We start from the raw sequence: 16970 nt of genomic DNA on the forward strand, positions 1-16970 counted from the left end.
AGGAGGTGATGATGAAAAAAAGAGGTTACAATATTCAAGCCGTTTTAACCCCATACAACGAAAGGAGAGTATAATGAAAAAAAAGTTGCTGATAACCATGTGTCTTTCTGTTTCAACTCTAATCTTCTTGTTAAGTGCACCTTCATACGCTGGAATAAAGGATGGGGTAACGAATGACCTGGCAAAAATTGGGGTAATGGTAGATATGACAGGTCCTACTTCTAATGTCGGAGTTCTGATGGCACTTGCCTATAGAAATCTTGTTTCCGATATAAATGATAGGGGGGGGATACACGGAAGAAAGATTAGTTTAATAATCGAGGATAATCGTTATTCTATACCATTACATATTTCAGCATTTAAGAAACTGGTTTTTAAAGACAGTGTTTTTGCTATCATGGGGCCAGTGAGCGTGGGTGGAAGCAGAGTATTATTTAAGGATATTCAAAAAAACCAAATTCCTACACTGCCGTGGACGCCAGACGACTCACTGAAGGTTCCCTATAAGAGGTACGTTTTGCCGGTGAATGGTTTCTATGATACTGAAGTAGGTGTTATATTTGATTATATTGTAAATACGTTAAAGCCCAAAAACTTGAAGTTAGCCTTTCTCACATTTGATGTTGAATCAGGCATGAGAATGAAGGAACTGGTTAAAAAATGGGCTGACGTGTTTGGGATAACGGACATTGATTACGAGGTCATTCCGATGGCTGTTATAGATGTCACCTCCCAGGTCCTTACGATGCAGAGAGCTCGGGCAACGCATCTCTTTATACATCATGTTGCACCAGGTGTATCTGCCACATTGAAAGACATGAAGAGGTTTGGTTTTGTTGTTCCAACATTTGGATCAAGTGCTGCATGCACAGAGGATATTATGAGGATAGCCGGAGAGGCGACAAAGAGTTTTATTGGTGCCACTTCTTATAGCTCCTGGCATGAGGATTACCCTGGCATGAAGAGGGCTAGAAATATAAGCATGAAATATAACCCTAATGCCAAAGCGTCTTATCCGAACAGGAGTTATCTGTATGGATGGGTTCTCGCTGAAGTTCTTTTTGAAGGAATGACGAAGGCTGGAAAAGATTTGGACAGAGAAAAACTGGTAGACGCTTTAGAAACCATGAGAAATTTTGATACAAAGGGTCTGTCTAGTCCCATAACTTATACCCCAACAATGCATTATGGAATGACTATGGTTAAACTTGTGAAAACGGATCCTCCAAATCAGAGGTTCATACCTGTTACTGATTGGAAGTCGGAACCTTCAACAAAATAGGGATATTATCTCAGAACAGGGAATTAAAAAGATGAATATTTGAGAATTGCCATATATTCATGAAAAACTAACCCTGGATACCCCGTGCAGAAGCACGGGGTTTTTCCCCAATTTGTTCCCAGTCTTTTTATTAACCTCTTCGATTTATCCAGAGCTACGTGTTAGATGCCCCCTCTGAACTGCCTGTCGTATCAGATTCCATTCACCCCGGGGTATAGCATCACTTACCCATCGCCTGTAACGCTTTTGAGTTTGTCCCTGCTTATCAAACCTTGAAAAAAACTGCATTTTATTTTGGAAAAAACTTTACATCCGGTAAATTTTCAAAATCTGAATCTTGTGTCCAAATCAAACATCCGTAAGATTGAGCCGTAGACAGAATGATACTGTCAGCCATAGGCAGCCTATACTGTATGCTCAACTTCGAAGCATTCATTGCAATACTTGTGGTAAGGTCTATAATCGTACCTTTTTGCATCGCAGCTACGACTTGAAGAGCCTCATTTTCACTTGATTCGCGTAACACCACTTTGAACACTTCATATATGGTAATGACAGGTACAATTAACGATGACGAATCTTGAAGAGGGGTTGAGAAGTTGTCCGAATTGGGTCCTCCTGAAAAATATTCTAGCCATCCCGAAGAATCGACGATATTCATAACCTGTCACCCTCACGTATGAAGTCCGTATTAATTCCTTTGAGGAAACCTCTTAAGTCGGATATTTCTCGGTCGGGTATTAGCTCTATTCGCCCATTATATTCTATAACTTTCATTTTCTGACCGGGGCGAAGTTGCAGAGAATCTCTTATATTCTTTGGAATGACAACTTGGTATTTAGGAGAAACTGTAACGGTATTCATGATGACCTCCTTATCGATGATATTTAGGTATTACAATATCATCATCGTTATCGTTTTGTCAATCATCGGACCAACAATTATTATGGTGAATCAGTTTACACCTTTGATTTATGCTTAACAATACTATATTTTAACCAAAGAAACAAATATTTTTGAAGATAAATCTTCTTAAATGCTTTAAATGGTTCATGGCATAACCAGAATTACTCCTTGAAAAAAACAATGATTCATGAGATATAGACTGACAGCTTTAGCAAACAAAAATAAGATGCTTTTTATTCGGAGCTATTCGTCAAAATGAGTCTTCTGACAGTCGTAAAAGCCTCACTTTCATTTGCCGGGAGGCAGATTTTTAGTGAAATAGGGTTACAGGTAGAACCGAGAGACCGGATAGGCCTGGTAGGTCCAAACGGATCCGGGAAAACCACTCTGCTCCGGCTTATCATGGGGGAGGTTTCCCCTGACAGTGGAGAAGTCATCGTAACAAAAGACACCCGGGTAGGCTACCTGCCCCAGAGCATACAGGAAACCCTGTCAGGACCTATCTTGCAATCTGTTATTGATTCCGTTCCCGGGCGGGTAGACATGGAAAATGAGCTTAGAAAGGCAGAGGCATCTCTTGAAGAAGCATCTCGTAAACGGGATCAAACGAGCATCGCCGAAAAACTGGGAGAGATACATCAGGAGATCAACCGGCTCGACCTGGAATACCCGCGTCATGCGGCGGAAAAGATACTGTTGGGGCTTGGGTTTGTGACTTCTGATTTTGACAGACTTGTTTCTTCTCTAAGCAGTGGATGGAAAATGAGAGCGGCACTGGCCAGTCTTCTATACCAGAGACCCGACTTGCTCCTCCTGGATGAGCCTACTAACCACCTTGACATCCCGTCCGTGCATTGGCTTGAACAGTTTCTGAAGGACTACAGTGGTGCTATGATTCTTGTGTCCCATGACAGGGATTTCATAAACCGGCAGATCAATCGAATTATCAGCTTTGGTCAGGAAGGGATGAAATCTTACAGCGGCAATTACGATTTCTACCTGAAAGCCCGTGAGGAAGAGCACAGAACCCTTGAGGCAAATGCCAGAAAGCAGGAGCAAAGAGTTAAAGAGGCGGAGAAATTTATTGAAAGATTTCGTGCCAAGGCCAGTAAAGCCAGACAGGCACAGAGCAAGATTAAATTGCTCAACAAAATGGAACTGGTTAAAACCCACCGCAGAGAAAAGGCACCCCATTTTTCCTTCCCTGCCGCTCCTCGAAGTGGAATGGTTGTCGTGTCCATCAAAGGTATGTCAAAAGGGTTTGATGAAAGGCCTTTGTATAAAGACATTAACTTGAGCGTGTTAAGGGGGGAAAGGACAGCCATTATCGGGCCAAACGGATATGGTAAGACAACCTTGCTCAGGATGGTTGCCGGTGAAATAGAACCGGATAAGGGAGAGATATCGTTGGGGCACAAGGTCAGTATGAGCTATTTTGCACAGCATCACTCAGACATGCTTGACCATCAAAAGACAGTGATTGAAGAGGTGTACCAGGTTTCTCCGGATGAGAGTATCGGTTTCGTAAGAGGGGTCTGTGGGGCATTCCTGTTCTCAGGGCAGGACGTGGACAAGACTATAGGTGTTCTATCTGGGGGAGAAAGGGCCCGTGTCTCACTTGCAAAGCTTCTTATCAAGCCCGGAAATCTTATGGTGATGGATGAACCAACCAACCATCTTGACATTTCATCTTCAGAGGCATTGATCGATGCGCTTTCTGAATACAACGGAACCCTGCTTTTTGTATCGCATAACCAGTCATTTGTCAACAGGCTGGCAACAAAGATATGGGATATAAGAGGAGGCGGAATCGTAGAGTACCCGGGAAATCTGGACGAATATTATTTCCATATTGCCATGGCAGAGGAGGAACCTGCTAACGGTTATGACCAGGGGACATTATGTGAAAGAAGAAGGGGGAAGAAGGCATCGGTCAAAAAGGGGCAGGATCGAAAAAAAGAAAAAAGGGGGAAAGCAGAAAAACGGCAACTGATATACGGTACGCTGAAACCGATCATGACCGAAGTGGGTCGTTTGGAAGAACGAATTGCTGAGCTTGAAGCAAGGCAGGAAGATCTGGAAAGACTGCTTGAAGAACCGAACATCTTTAATGATAACGACAGGGGTGTTCTGCTTCTTAAAGAATACAAAGCAGTCAGGGAAGAGCAGGATGAGTTACTTCTGAAATGGGAAAGGACTCAGGACAAGCTGGAAACAAGAAGAAGGGAGCTGTCAGACTGTCTGGCAGGGAGAGATGTTTTATGAAACGAGAGAATTTAAGGAATATCGCCATTATTGCCCATGTTGATCATGGCAAAACGACCCTTGTGGATGGCATGCTTCATCAGGCCGGTATTTTTCGTGCCAATGAAAAGGTGCAGGAAAGGGTCATGGACAGTATTGACCTGGAGCGGGAAAAGGGAATTACCATTATGGCAAAGAATACCGCGGTTACATACAACGGTATAAAGATAAATATTATTGACACCCCGGGGCATGCCGATTTCGGCGGTGAAGTGGAAAGAACAATGAAGATGGCGGATGGTGTTCTCCTGTTAGTTGATGCCTCCGAGGGTACGCTGCCTCAGACAAGATTCGTCCTGAAAAAGGCTCTTGAGCTGAATCTGCCGGTAATCCTGGTTATTAATAAAATAGACAGGTCTGATGCCAGGATAGAGGAGGTTTTGAATGAAGTCTATGACCTGTTCATCGACCTCGATGCTACAGAAGATCAACTGGAGTTTCCAATTGTCTATACTAATGCCAAACAGGGGGTTGCAAAACGCAATCTCAGTGACAAATCAGGCAATTTAATGCCGCTCTTTGAGCTTATCCTCGGAACTATCCCTGCGCCTGAAGGCGACAACAATGCCGTACTCCAATATCTGGTTACAAACATAGACTACAATGACTATCTGGGCAGGCTTGCCATAGGAAAGGTGTTTTCAGGGTCAATAAGGATTGGGGACAACGTGGCTGTAATAAATGGTGATGGAAATGCCGTTAAAAGAAATATAAGCTCAATGTACACCTTTCATGGACTTGAACGTGAAGAGGCAAAGAAAGTGTCTGTAGGTGATATCGTTGTACTGGCAGGGATTGAAGGCATCAATATCGGGGATACGATTACGGAGATTGAAAACCCAAAACCCCTTCCACGGATCAAGGTTGACGAGCCGACCATCTCAATGGTCTTTTCAGTGAATACCTCTCCCTTTGCCGGTAGGGAAGGAAGGTATGTTACCTCCAGAAATTTAAGGGAAAGGCTGGAGAAGGAATTGCTATACAATGTTTCCATAAAGGTCGATTTCACGAATACGGATTCATTTAAGGTTATGGGACGAGGAGAACTACAGCTTGCAATCCTCATAGAGATGATGAGGCGTGAGGGTTATGAGCTTTCAGTATCAATGCCCGAGATAATAACAAGGGAAGTAAACGGCGCATTGCATGAGCCCATTGAACTGCTCGTTATTGATTTGCCGGAAGAGTTTATTGGTGTGGTAACGCAGCAGGTTGGATTGAGAAAGGGAAAGATGCAGAAGATGCATAACAACGGACGCGGAAGGGTGAGGCTTGAGTTCAGGATACCCTCAAGAGGTCTGATAGGCTTCAGGTCACAGTTTCTCACCGACACGAGAGGTACCGGGCTTCTCAACCACCTGTTCGACGGGTACGAGTCATGGCATGGACACATGTCGAAAAGACAGACCGGTGCCCTTGTGTCTGACAGAAATGGCAAGTCAACCACATATGCGCTAGTCCATCTTCAGCCAAGGGGAACCATTTTTATTAAAGAAAACACACCGGTTTATGAAGGGATGATTATAGGCGAAAATTCAAGGGACAATGATCTGGACGTGAATGTTACAAAGGAAAAAGCGCTCACAAACATGCGGGCAGCAGGTTCTGACGAAGCATTGCAGTTAGTCCCTCCAAGACTACTGACTCTGGAACAGTCTATTGAGTTCATCAGAGAAGACGAATTGGTTGAAGTAACGCCACAGTCTATCAGGTTGAGAAAAGGAGTCCTCGATGTCAATAAGAGGCCGAAGTGGAAGTCCTGAAAAATTCTCTTATATGATTACCTTATTTGTTCTATTGATTACCTCCCTTTGCTTGCCAGCAGGGCTTCAACAAATGAATCGAGATTTGCCTTGGAAGAAATATCATCATATTCTCTTATATCTATGCCGTCTAAATCAAAGATGGTTGTAGGCACACCAAATTCTTTGTATACAATATCTTTTACCGGTCTCATATATCCGGGCAAGAGCCCACATGTCCTCTTTACCAGCCCGAAAACTCCGTCTATGTTGAAATCACTGATAGTTCTTTTAATAAAATCCGCTATATTTCCGGATGGCGGATTGAATATGTCACCGAGGGTCTTGTAGGCAAGGCTCTCAAGGGGTTTCTCCGGATCCATATTAGAAGAAGCATATACCCCGCCTCCTATATATTCTAACATGCTCTTCACAACTACTGCGCCGTATTTCTCAACATAGTTGAAAAGCCCCAGATTATAGACAGGAGGTACTCCAAAGCACATGAGTCTCAACTTTTCTTCTTCAATAACACCCTCTTTTCTTTTTACCTTTTCCTTCAGCTCTGCAAGCAGTTTTTCATATAACTCAACTCCGAGTTCAGTACCAGCCAGCTGTATCAGTGGATACGCAGCAGTAAGCCCATCGACTGCACTTATGGGAGTAGGCACAGACTTTCTGCAGTCTTCTATTTTGTTCCATAGCTCAATGAGTCTCATGGAAAGGCGGACGGACTCCTTAAGCCTGTCTATATCAACCTTGTACCCATGCTCCTCCATAAAATCCAACGCCCCCTGTAGCTGGTCCTTATAGTATTCAACGGCATAATCAGGGATATCCTTCCCCCATGTGTTTATAGGGGCATCTATAAAATAATATGGACAACCGTAGTGATCAGCCACGTACAGGAAGGACTTAGACTCAGACATGCAGGGAATATTACTGGCTATTATAAGATCAGGTGGGACAAAAAGTTTCTCAATATACGGGTCCATCTCTTCGATAACAGTACAGCCTAAATAACTCCTGTGACCGGCACAGACATCTCTTGATATTCCTTCTTGTTCGGCAGCCTGTATGTACTTTCCTGATAGCTGTTTCGCCGTCATGAAAAGTATGAAATGCTCCATGAAAACTACTGGTACATCCAACGCATGGAATATTTCTCTGGGGGTAAATCCAACAGACCAGACTATCGGTTTTCCTTCTTTCTTGGCTTCCTTTATATTTCCATAATATGCCTTAATGGCTTTGCTTACCTCTAATGTTGAGTTTAAATTCTTTTTACCCGGAACTGTTACTTTTGTTGTCATACCTCACCTCCTGTGTAATGAGACCTTGCGCAACCTGCCGAGAGGTTTGAAGATTTTAAGATGATCTGTGCAACTTATGGGGACGGTTAATCTTTTTATCAAAAGAAGTTCTGAAAAGTCAAGAAAAATGGTCAATACTTTCCAGTAGTCAGAAATCAAAAGATCTTTCATTTTTCAGGGTGGACTATTTGGTATTCTTAAGGTATGTCTCTTATTTCTTTGATAAGATGTTGTCCATAGCCCACCTAAGGTAGACTCCCCCCCATGCAAATCCAGCACCGAAAGAGGCAACTATGACTCTGTCTCCTTTTTTTAAACGCCCTTGCTCTACAGCATCACAGAAACACAAAGGTATGGTTCCACATGTTGTATTAGCATACCTGTCTATGTTGACCATCACTTTGTCAATACCCAGATCCATACGCTTAGCACACGCCTCAATGATTCGCAAATTGGCTTGATGGGGAACAAAAAGATCCAAATCACTATTTTGAATATTATTTCGCTCCATCATTGCTACTGCTATGTCGGCCATGTTCTTAACAGCATATTTGAAGACTGTTTTGCCATCCTGATACACAAAATGTTCGTTATTTTTAACGGTTTCAAGGGTTGTAGGGCTTCTACTCCCCCCACTTTTTACATGAAGATAAGGTTCCCCCACCCCGTCAATGCGTTTCTCAAAATCGATGATTCCAAGAGCAGGGTCCACTGATGGTTCAAGGAGCACAGCGCCCGCCCCATCCCCAAAAAGCACATAGGTACTCCTGTCCTCAGGACTGAGGAAAGTTGTATTTACATCGCTCCCTACTACCAGAACCTTTTTGTAGCGGCCGGACTCTATAAACTGGGCACCCGTTGTCATGGCAAAGACGAAACCGGAACATCCAGAAGACAAATCAAAACCCCAGGCATTGTTTGCCCGTATCATCTTCTGAACCAGACATGCTGTCGATGGAAAGAACATGTCGGGTGAGATTGTACCTACAATGATTGCATCAATCTCCGAAGGGAGCACTCCCACCTTCTTTAAACAATCTTTGGCAGCCCTGCTAGCCATGTAGGAGTTACCCAAGCCCGGTTCTAAGAAGTGCCTTGAACGAATACCCGTCCTCTGAACGATCCATTCGTCCGACGTATCTATCATCTCTTCCATGTCTTTGTTGGTTACTATGCGTTTAGGAAGAAATCTTCCCACACTTGTTATGGCTGCTCTGGTCAAACTCACTTATCACCCCTGGATTTCATGTAGTCTGGTTGCTGCGCTGTTTATTATTATCTGTGATTCACATTTTTATATAAAAACCAATAGACAAAAAATTATAAAAGTGAGAAAAAGTAAATTGTATATCAGATAAGAAGACATCTTGCAATAGAAAAATTTCATAGAAAAATTTCTGCCAAGCAAACATATTAGCTATGAATAAATTCAAACTTACAACAGAGTTTATACCCAGAGGTGACCAGCCCCAGGCTATCGAGAAACTGAGCAATGGAATTGCTGCTGGAGAAAGGTACCAGGTCTTACTGGGGGTCACCGGATCAGGTAAGACATTTACCATGGCCAATGTAATCGAAAAAGTTCAGAAACCCACTCTGGTTATTGCTCACAATAAAACCCTTGCCGCACAACTCTTTAGTGAATTCAAAGAGCTCTTCCCTGAAAATGCAGTGGAATACTTTGTAAGCTATTATGACTACTATCAACCGGAGGCGTACATACCTCAATCGGACACTTATATAGAAAAGGATGCCTCTATAAACGAGAAAATCGATAAAATGAGGCACTCTGCTACCCGTTCTCTTCTTGAGAGAAATGATGTTATAATCGTAGCCAGCGTCTCCTGCATCTATGGTCTGGGCTCTCCAGAGGCGTATTATGGAATGTTATTGTCACTGGAAGAGGGGCATGAGATTTCCAGGGATAAGATTATATCAAAGCTCGTGGAAATCCAATATGAAAGGAATGACTTCGACTTCCATAGAGGGAGATTCCGTGTCAAGGGTGATGTGATAGAGATCTTCCCTGCATATGAAGAGGATATGGCCATTAGGGTTCAGTTATTCGGTGACCTTGTGGAGGCTATCTTCGAAATTGATCCCCTCCTGGGAAAAAGGATCAGAAAACTGGAAAAGGTTGCCATATATCCGGGAAGTCATTACGTCACCCCTAAAGATATGCTAAAAAAAGCTATTGAAGCCATCAAGGGAGAATTAAAGGGACAGATTCGTTTTTTTTATTCCCATAATAAACTTTTAGAGGCTCAAAGGATAGAGGAGAGGACCAATTTTGATATCGAAATGCTGGAGGAAGCAGGTTACTGTACAGGTATAGAAAACTATTCCAGACACATGAATGGCAGAAAACCAGGAGAGCCACCACCTACACTAGTGGATTATTTTCCCAAGAATTTTCTTATTTTCGTAGACGAAAGTCATGTAACAATCCCTCAGCTTCATGGTATGTATCGTGGGGACAGGTCAAGAAAAGAAACCCTGGTAGAGTACGGATTTCGTCTCCCATCAGCCCTTGATAACCGGCCCCTTAATTTCCATGAATTTGAGGGGCTTATAAACCAGGCTATTTTTGTCTCCGCGACCCCGGGAGATTATGAATTTAAAAAGAGCAAAGGCAAAATTGTTGAACAGATTATTCGCCCTACAGGCCTAATGGATCCGGCAATCACAGTCAAGCCTGCCAGGGATCAAGTCGATGATCTCCTGCATGAAATCAATAAACGGTGTAAACGCAAGGAAAGGGTACTGGTTACCACCCTGACCAAAAGGATGGCTGAGGACCTTTCTGAATACTACAGTGAGCTGGGAATAAGGGTTAGGTATCTTCACTCGGATATTGAAACTCTGGAAAGGGTAAAAATAATCAGAAGTTTACGCATGAACGAATTCGATTGCCTCATAGGGATAAACCTGCTCAGAGAGGGACTGGATATCCCCGAGGTATCTCTGGTTGCCATATTAGATGCTGACAAAGAAGGATTCCTTCGCTCTGAAAGGTCATTGATACAGATGTGCGGAAGGGCATCCAGAAACATAGCCGGAGAGGTAATAATGTATAGCGACACCATTACCCGGTCTATAGAGGCTACCATCCATGAAACAAGCCGCAGGAGAAAAATTCAGGCTGAGTTTAACAAAAAGAATAACATTACCCCTGAAAGTATAAAAAAATCTATATCCAGCATCCTAACCTCAATCTATGAAGCAGATTATTACACTGTACCCATTGTCAATGAACCTGAAGAAGAATATATACCTTCAGATGAGATACCAAAACTCATTAAAAATTTGAAAGCCCGGATGAAAAAAGCGGCTGATAATCTTGAATTTGAAAAAGCAGCAGAGTTTAGAGACAGAATCAAAAAGTTGCAAAATGTGGAATTGGAATTATGGAGTTGATCTAAGTTAAGTTGCAGTGTTGCTAAGTTAGCTCTTTTACATTTTATACTTGCCAAAGTCCTCTGGAGACATATTTTCTAAAATTTCAGCCCATTTTTCTGGTTCTTTACCTTCTTTCCCCACGGTTGTCTCTCTTAAGTCAATCCTCCTGGACCGAGCAATGACCTCTTCACTGACATATATGGGAGAATTGGTTCTCAAGGCTATAGCAATTGCATCACTGGGACGAGAATCAATAGCATACTTCTTGTTACCCATCTTAAGATATAGGGTAGCATAGAAGGTGTTGTCCTGCAAGTCGTTAACCTCTACCTTAATTACATCAACCTTGAAGTTGTCCAAAATATTCTTTAATAAATCATGGGTCATAGGTCTGGGAAGCTGAATTTTTTCAAGCTCAGTAGCTATAGCACTGGCTTCCAGCAGTCCAATCCAGATTGGAACCGCACTCTTATCTTCCATGTCCTTAAGGATAATAATAGGCATGTTGGTAAAAGGGTCCACTGTTAATCCCGCTACTCTCATTTCTTTAAACATATAGACCTCCTATTAACCACAATAAGTGGTATTTATCTCTCCCTCCAGCGAATTAAGGAATGCCCTCTTTATTCTGACAGGCACTATACATCCTCTTAAATCAGATGACCCTTCAAAATTAACTACTTTATTTGATCTGGTTCTGCCGGTCAAACGCGTTAGGTTAGTTTTGCTCGGGCCTTCTACTAATATCTCTTCCTCTTTACCTTCCAATTCTCTGTTTTTAGTTAAAGTAAAAAGTTTTTGATAGGTTTGGAGGATACTTAACCTTTTGGCTTTGACCTCATCATCGACTTTTTCAGTGAGGGTTGATGCCTTTGTTTCAACCCTGTCAGAATATTTAAAAGAAAAAAGACTGTCGAATTTAACTACCCCTATTAATTCAAGGGTATCTTTAAAATCCTTTTCAGTTTCCCCGGGAAATCCCACGATAATATCCGATGTTATGCTTATTTTCGGACAAGTATTCCTGAGCCTTTCTACCTTTGCAATGTATTCTTCTGCCGTATATCTCCTCTTCATAGCCTCCAGGACTGAATTAGAACCAGATTGAACAGGCAAATGAATATGTTCACATAATTTATCCAATTGTCCAAAAGAAGAAATCAATTCCTCAGATAGGTCTTTGGGGTGGGATGTGGTAAAACGTATCCTCTCTATTCCTTCTATCTCATTTATGGAGTACAACAGTCGGGGGAAAGTCATACCCTCTGTAATGCCCTTCCCGTAAGAATTTACATTTTGGCCCAGTAACGTTACCTCTTTTACGCCCCTCTCCGACAGTCTTTTTACCTCCTCCAGTATCTCTCCGTTTGGCCTGCTTATCTCCCTGCCCCTTACATAGGGAACTATACAATAAGAACAGTAATTATCACAACCCTGCATAATTGTAACATAGGATTTTATCTCTTTTTCTCTGGGGTTAGAGTAAACTCCAAGGGAAGGAACTGAATCATACAGACTGGTTTCCAGAATTCTCCTCCCTGTCCGCTCAACATCATGAATAAATTCGGGCAATTTATGGATATTGTGGGTTCCAAATACTATATCCAGATAAGGAACCCTGTGCAAAAGTCTTTCTCCTTCCTGTTGGGCTACACATCCACCAACACCGATGATAAGTTTAGGGTTTTTCCCCTTTAATCTTCTAAGCCTTCCAAGGCTGCTGTAAACCTTGTGCTCCGCCTTTTCTCTTATACTACAGGTATTCAGCAAAACCAGATCGGCATCGTTAATATTCTCTGTTAATTTATAGTCGTGATCTCCCAGGATTCTGTGGATCTTTTCAGAATCATGTTCGTTCATTTGACATCCAAAAGTCTTAATAAAAACGGCCTTTTGTTTCATAAAAGTCTTTCAATCCTTCTATATCATACTTATATGGTCGTCTTCTTCAATTCCATGCTTTTTTGTACCCTTCTTTTTAAATGCCTTAATGATCCTTTTATTTGCTTCTGCCAGGCGATAAGCTAAGTCCTCTAACAATTTTCTTGCTATTTTTGGATACGATTCAATAATCTCATCCAGGTTAGCACCAGAAAATACCTGCACCACACTCTTCCCTATGGATGTAACAGTTGCAGATCTTGGCTGGCTCAGTAGCCCACTCATCTCTCCAAAGAATTCCCCAGACTTATTGATCCTGCCCACCTCTTTACCCTCCTTCGTCACCAATAACCCACCTTCTGCTCTTAGGAGCCTAAAAAAATCATAGCTCATAGCCCCTTCTTTTATTATCACCTCACCATCTTCATAGACCTTCTCATTGAGGTCTATTAAACCTTCCAACACAATATTATCTTTAGCAATCTGCGTTGTTTGCTCCAGTTGGCTCAGAACAGAGATTAGTATCTTCTCGGTCAGTTGGGGTTTAGTGTATATAATATCCTTCAACACTTTTGTACTATAGATAGCTATACGCGTAGTGGTTAATGCCCGAACGGTTGTTGTGTAAGGCCTATATAAGAAAAAATTCTCGATGCCAAATACATCTTCTTCTTTTAACACACGTACACTTTTGCCCTTTTGGAATACCTCTACCGAACCTTGTAAAATTACATAAAAGTACTCATTCTTCTCACCCTCACTTATTATAGTCTGCCTGGGCTTATATATCTTAACATTTACAGCATATATATCTGGGGCGGTTTTCGTCCCCAATGCAGATTCACTATCTTCAGCCTTCATCTTTTTTCCTCTAGTTGAATACTATAGAAATAAACTAATGAATTTTACTACAAATTTTCCGCCTGTTTAATAACAAACTAGGCAGATGGCTTATTTTCGACATTTGGGAGTTACGGTTAGCTTGTCTGAAGGAGTAACAATCCCTCCAGACATTATTAATTTAAAGGCATCTTCCACAGTCATATCCAGGTTTATAACATCTTTCTCTGGAACCAGAAGATATAATCCAGTAGTGGGGTTTGGTGTGGTAGGAACGAACACATTAACAACCCTCTTTTCAGTTTTATCCTGGACCTCCCCTTCGGTAACACCAGTTAAGAAGCCCATAATCCACATGTCCTTCATGGGAGCCTCAACCAATACAACTCGTTTAAAACCCTTCGAATCCTGGGCAAATATGGCTTCGACCAGTTGCTTGATGGCAAGATATATATTTCTAACAAAGGGAACTCTCGATACTGCCCATTCCCATAGGTAGACCAACTTTTTCCCCAAGAGGTTCTGGGTAAGGATCCCCACGAGGATTGTGAAAACCGCTGTTGCAATCAGCCCCAGCCCTGGGATATGAAAGGGTAGGTAAGTATCAGGATGGAACTTTAATGGTAGGTAGTTAAGAACCCTGTCCATAATACCAATAAGGATATCCAGGATGTAAATTGTTAAACCAGCAGGTATAATTACTAATAAACCCGTTATAAAATAATTTTTTATCCGCGTTTTCATTTTTATGTATCTTTCGAGAGCTTTTAAAAAAGTGTCTCTGAGAGCAAGTTCATAGATTCCTGCCTTCGCAGGAACATGCTTTTTGGAAATCCACTTTAAGGAGTGGGAAAGGGAATTTTTCAGGGCAAACTATTTAGCAGTTTAACAGAGAGGATAATCTTTTTCAATAAAATAATTATAAGCAGCCCCCTTTTGAAGGCTTCACCCAGGTGAGGTATCTCCTCTCTTTAGTATCCAATACCGAATACTGCCCGAAATAAAAGGAAAAATTTAAAGTGACTGGAGATATACTGATGATTTTTTCTCTATTTTTCTATTATTTGCATCAACATAGATAAGCTTAGGTTTGTGGTTTATCGCCTCTTTTTCCTCATAGTGCGCATAATTAGCAATTATTATTAGGTCACCAATACTGACCTTATGGGCAGCGGCCCCATTAAGACAAATAGTACCAGAGTTAGCTTCCCCTTTAATGGCATACGTTTCAAACCTTTCACCATTGGAGATATTATAGATGTGAACCGATTCGTAGGGTATTATGCCTGCATCTTCCATCAGGAGCTCATCAATGGTAATACTTCCTTCATAATCCAGATTAGCATCTGTAACCCTTACCCGGTGTATTTTGGATTTCAGCATGATTCTCTGCACGTCACTTCTTCCTCCTTCACAAAATTTGTCATCTTCTTCTTTCAAAAGTACAATTATCAATAAGTCTTGTTTTGCCAACCTTCACTGCCATTGCCAGCACTGCGTCTCTATCAATCTCTTTAATGTACTCCAGTGTTTGAGAGTCACATATATTAACATAATCGATGTCCGTTAGACTTTCTGATTCAATTCTTTTCTCAACCTCCCGAAGAATACTTTCGGACCTTCTTTCACCTGATTTGAATAACTCCTTCGCCTCAGACATTGCTTGATTTAAGCTTAGTGCAGCTTTGCGCTCTTCTGGGGTCAGGTAAGTATTTCTGGAACTCATTGCCAGACCGTCCTTTTCCCGGACAGTAGGGATTCCAATGATCTCTATATCAAAATTAAGGTCTTTAACCATCTGCCTGATAGTAACTAACTGCTGAAAATCCTTCTCTCCAAAAATGGCAATATGCGGCTTAACAATATTGAATAACTTTGCGACTACCGTTGTTACACCTCTGAAATGGGTAGGTCTGGAAGCACCGCACAGGTTCCTGGTTACATATTCTACATTTACATAGGTCTGATAGGTTTTGGGATACATCTCGGAAGCAGTAGGGGCAAAGATAATATCAACGCCAACTCCTTCTGCCAATTTCTTATCTTTTTCTAAATCTCTGGGATATTTTTCAAGGTCTTCTCCTACTCCAAATTGGGTAGGATTAACAAATATACTGATTATTGAGATATCAGCCCTTCTCCCTCCCTCCTCAATTAGCTTGAGATGGCCATCGTGGAGAAAACCCATGGTTGGAACCAGAGCAATTATCTTATTCTTCAGACGGGAGCCCTCTGAAAACTCCTGCATCTCTTTGATACTACTTACCATCTTCATATTTAGCCTAAATCACCCCTCACATTTCACTACATCATATCACTTAAAGCTATGCTCGTCATTGGGAAAGGCTTTGTTCTTTACCTCCGAGATATACTCTTTAACTGCCTTTGAGATTACCTCTTCCAAATTCACATATTTCTTTACAAACTTCGGTCGAAATTCACCAGACAGCCCTAATAAATCGTTGATCACCAAGACTTGACCATCACATTTTATGCCCGCTCCAATGCCTATGGTTGGAATTTTCAGCCTTTTGGTAATCTCTTCACCAAGTTGACTGGGGATCACCTCCAGGACAACGGAAAATGCCCCTGCCCTCTCAACTGCCAGGGCATCTGCCAGGAGTTTTTCTCTCTGTTTATCTTCTTTTCCTTGAACCCGATAGCCTCCCATTCTATGAACTGACTGGGGTGTTAAACCAATATGTGCCATTACAGGTATGTCTATATCTGTAATAGCCTTGATGGTGTCCTCCATATTAGCCCCACCCTCAAGTTTTACAGCCTCAGCCCCACTCTCTTTTATCATCCTGCCCGCATTCCTCTTGGCATCCTCTATACTGGTCTGGTAAGACATAAACGGCATGTCTATGACAACGAGCGCATTTTTACAAGCCCTTGCAACTGCCTTGGTGTGGTGAATCATATCTCCGATAGATACCGGCAGGGTATTTGCCTGCCCCAGGACAACGTTGCCAACTGAGTCGCCAACCAATAAGATATCCACTCCACAGGCATCGAGAATCCTGGCAGTAGGGTAATCATAAGCAGTAAGCATCGTTATCTTTTCCCCTTCATCTTTCATCCTTTGTAAGTCTAAGATCGTTATCTTTCCCATCTATACCCCCTAAGTTAAAACAAAAAAGCCTTCTGGACTGAGTCCAGAAGGCTTTCTATCAATGGGCTAACGAATAGACCTAGGGGGAATTCCCCTGATCAACTATCCCATTTATCGACCCTATCGAAGTTCCTTCCGTCTCAGTCCAAATATATGGATCCAAGCGGGATAACAAATTGTTAAATCTT

Annotated in this window: 15 protein-coding genes; 4 read left to right on the plus strand and 11 right to left on the minus strand. The window is 42.0% G+C overall.

Translation table 11 applies throughout. The annotated features are described in order from the left end of the window. Positions 1-73 precede the first annotated feature (73 nt). Positions 74-1282 (plus strand): ABC transporter substrate-binding protein, encoded by a 1209-nt coding sequence (locus AB1401_07855; GenBank protein ID MEW6615363.1) that lies wholly within the window; start codon positions 74-76, stop codon positions 1280-1282. 289 nt (positions 1283-1571) lie between these two features. Here AB1401_07855 and AB1401_07860 read toward each other — a convergent pair whose 3' ends face one another. Both AB1401_07860 and AB1401_07865 read right to left on the minus strand, forming a co-directional pair. Beyond that, complete coding sequence (locus tag AB1401_07860; protein MEW6615364.1) at positions 1572-1943, minus strand: type II toxin-antitoxin system VapC family toxin; 372 nt, start codon at positions 1941-1943, stop codon at positions 1572-1574. Then, on the minus strand, positions 1940-2146 hold the full coding sequence (locus AB1401_07865) for an AbrB/MazE/SpoVT family DNA-binding domain-containing protein (protein ID MEW6615365.1): 207 nt from the start codon (positions 2144-2146) through the stop codon (positions 1940-1942). The genes AB1401_07860 and AB1401_07865 overlap by 4 nt, the downstream gene beginning before the upstream one ends. A gap of 297 nt (positions 2147-2443) precedes the next feature. Between AB1401_07865 and AB1401_07870 the strand changes: the two genes are divergently transcribed. Then, a complete protein-coding gene (locus tag AB1401_07870) occupies positions 2444-4453 on the plus strand; it encodes an ABC-F family ATP-binding cassette domain-containing protein (GenBank protein MEW6615366.1) in 2010 nt (669 codons plus the stop codon). Then, positions 4450-6255, plus strand: a complete 1806-nt coding sequence (gene typA, locus AB1401_07875) for a translational GTPase TypA (protein MEW6615367.1) — start codon at positions 4450-4452, stop codon at positions 6253-6255. The genes AB1401_07870 and typA overlap by 4 nt, the downstream gene beginning before the upstream one ends. A gap of 38 nt (positions 6256-6293) precedes the next feature. Here typA and AB1401_07880 read toward each other — a convergent pair whose 3' ends face one another. Next, entirely contained in the window at positions 6294-7547 is a 1254-nt protein-coding gene (locus tag AB1401_07880; GenBank protein MEW6615368.1) for a 2-hydroxyacyl-CoA dehydratase family protein, read from the minus strand. Between the two features lie 211 nt (positions 7548-7758). Further along, positions 7759-8775 (minus strand): beta-ketoacyl-ACP synthase III, encoded by a 1017-nt coding sequence (locus AB1401_07885; protein MEW6615369.1) that lies wholly within the window; start codon positions 8773-8775, stop codon positions 7759-7761. 191 nt (positions 8776-8966) lie between these two features. Between AB1401_07885 and uvrB the strand changes: the two genes are divergently transcribed. Next, complete coding sequence (uvrB, locus tag AB1401_07890) at positions 8967-10964, plus strand: excinuclease ABC subunit UvrB (protein ID MEW6615370.1); 1998 nt, start codon at positions 8967-8969, stop codon at positions 10962-10964. Between the two features lie 36 nt (positions 10965-11000). On the opposite strand, the gene AB1401_07895 is transcribed toward uvrB, so the two are convergent. The 7 genes from AB1401_07895 to panB form a co-directional block, all read right to left on the minus strand. After that, positions 11001-11501, minus strand: coding sequence for a bifunctional nuclease family protein (locus AB1401_07895; protein ID MEW6615371.1), 501 nt, complete (start codon positions 11499-11501; stop codon positions 11001-11003). 12 nt (positions 11502-11513) lie between these two features. Beyond that, positions 11514-12848 carry a tRNA (N6-isopentenyl adenosine(37)-C2)-methylthiotransferase MiaB gene (miaB, locus tag AB1401_07900; protein ID MEW6615372.1) on the minus strand — a complete coding sequence of 445 codons (1335 nt, stop codon included), beginning with the start codon at positions 12846-12848 and terminating at the stop codon, positions 11514-11516. Between the two features lie 18 nt (positions 12849-12866). Next, positions 12867-13688 (minus strand): cyclic nucleotide-binding domain-containing protein, encoded by an 822-nt coding sequence (locus tag AB1401_07905; protein MEW6615373.1) that lies wholly within the window; start codon positions 13686-13688, stop codon positions 12867-12869. 90 nt (positions 13689-13778) lie between these two features. Continuing rightward, a complete protein-coding gene (locus tag AB1401_07910) occupies positions 13779-14411 on the minus strand; it encodes a DUF502 domain-containing protein (GenBank protein ID MEW6615374.1) in 633 nt (210 codons plus the stop codon). A 270-nt stretch (positions 14412-14681) separates the two neighbouring features. Then, complete coding sequence (gene panD, locus AB1401_07915; protein ID MEW6615375.1) at positions 14682-15062, minus strand: aspartate 1-decarboxylase; 381 nt, start codon at positions 15060-15062, stop codon at positions 14682-14684. 28 nt (positions 15063-15090) lie between these two features. After that, on the minus strand, positions 15091-15942 hold the full coding sequence (gene panC, locus AB1401_07920) for a pantoate--beta-alanine ligase (GenBank protein ID MEW6615376.1): 852 nt from the start codon (positions 15940-15942) through the stop codon (positions 15091-15093). Positions 15943-15981: 39 nt separating this feature from the next. After that, a complete protein-coding gene (gene panB, locus AB1401_07925) occupies positions 15982-16782 on the minus strand; it encodes a 3-methyl-2-oxobutanoate hydroxymethyltransferase (protein ID MEW6615377.1) in 801 nt (266 codons plus the stop codon). Between the last annotated feature and the right edge of the window lie 188 nt (positions 16783-16970).

The organism is Thermodesulfobacteriota bacterium (assembly GCA_040757775.1).
Classification (GTDB): domain Bacteria; phylum Desulfobacterota; class UBA8473; order UBA8473; family UBA8473; genus UBA8473.

What these genes read in the sequence shown, in the direction of transcription:
- AB1401_07865 (MEW6615365.1), bottom strand. Translation starts at nt 2,146, where the DNA reads ATGAATACCGTTACAGTTTCTCCTAAATACCAAGTTGTCATTCCAAAG.
- AB1401_07910 (MEW6615374.1), bottom strand. Translation starts at nt 14,411, where the DNA reads ATGAAAACGCGGATAAAAAATTATTTTATAACGGGTTTATTAGTAATT.
- AB1401_07860 (MEW6615364.1), bottom strand. Translation starts at nt 1,943, where the DNA reads ATGAATATCGTCGATTCTTCGGGATGGCTAGAATATTTTTCAGGAGGA.
- miaB (MEW6615372.1), bottom strand. Translation starts at nt 12,848, where the DNA reads ATGAAACAAAAGGCCGTTTTTATTAAGACTTTTGGATGTCAAATGAAC.
- AB1401_07855 (MEW6615363.1), top strand. Translation starts at nt 74, where the DNA reads ATGAAAAAAAAGTTGCTGATAACCATGTGTCTTTCTGTTTCAACTCTA.
- typA (MEW6615367.1), top strand. Translation starts at nt 4,450, where the DNA reads ATGAAACGAGAGAATTTAAGGAATATCGCCATTATTGCCCATGTTGAT.
- panB (MEW6615377.1), bottom strand. Translation starts at nt 16,782, where the DNA reads ATGGGAAAGATAACGATCTTAGACTTACAAAGGATGAAAGATGAAGGG.
- panC (MEW6615376.1), bottom strand. Translation starts at nt 15,942, where the DNA reads ATGAAGATGGTAAGTAGTATCAAAGAGATGCAGGAGTTTTCAGAGGGC.
- uvrB (MEW6615370.1), top strand. Translation starts at nt 8,967, where the DNA reads ATGAATAAATTCAAACTTACAACAGAGTTTATACCCAGAGGTGACCAG.
- AB1401_07905 (MEW6615373.1), bottom strand. Translation starts at nt 13,688, where the DNA reads ATGAAGGCTGAAGATAGTGAATCTGCATTGGGGACGAAAACCGCCCCA.
- AB1401_07870 (MEW6615366.1), top strand. Translation starts at nt 2,444, where the DNA reads ATGAGTCTTCTGACAGTCGTAAAAGCCTCACTTTCATTTGCCGGGAGG.
- AB1401_07880 (MEW6615368.1), bottom strand. Translation starts at nt 7,547, where the DNA reads ATGACAACAAAAGTAACAGTTCCGGGTAAAAAGAATTTAAACTCAACA.
- AB1401_07895 (MEW6615371.1), bottom strand. Translation starts at nt 11,501, where the DNA reads ATGTTTAAAGAAATGAGAGTAGCGGGATTAACAGTGGACCCTTTTACC.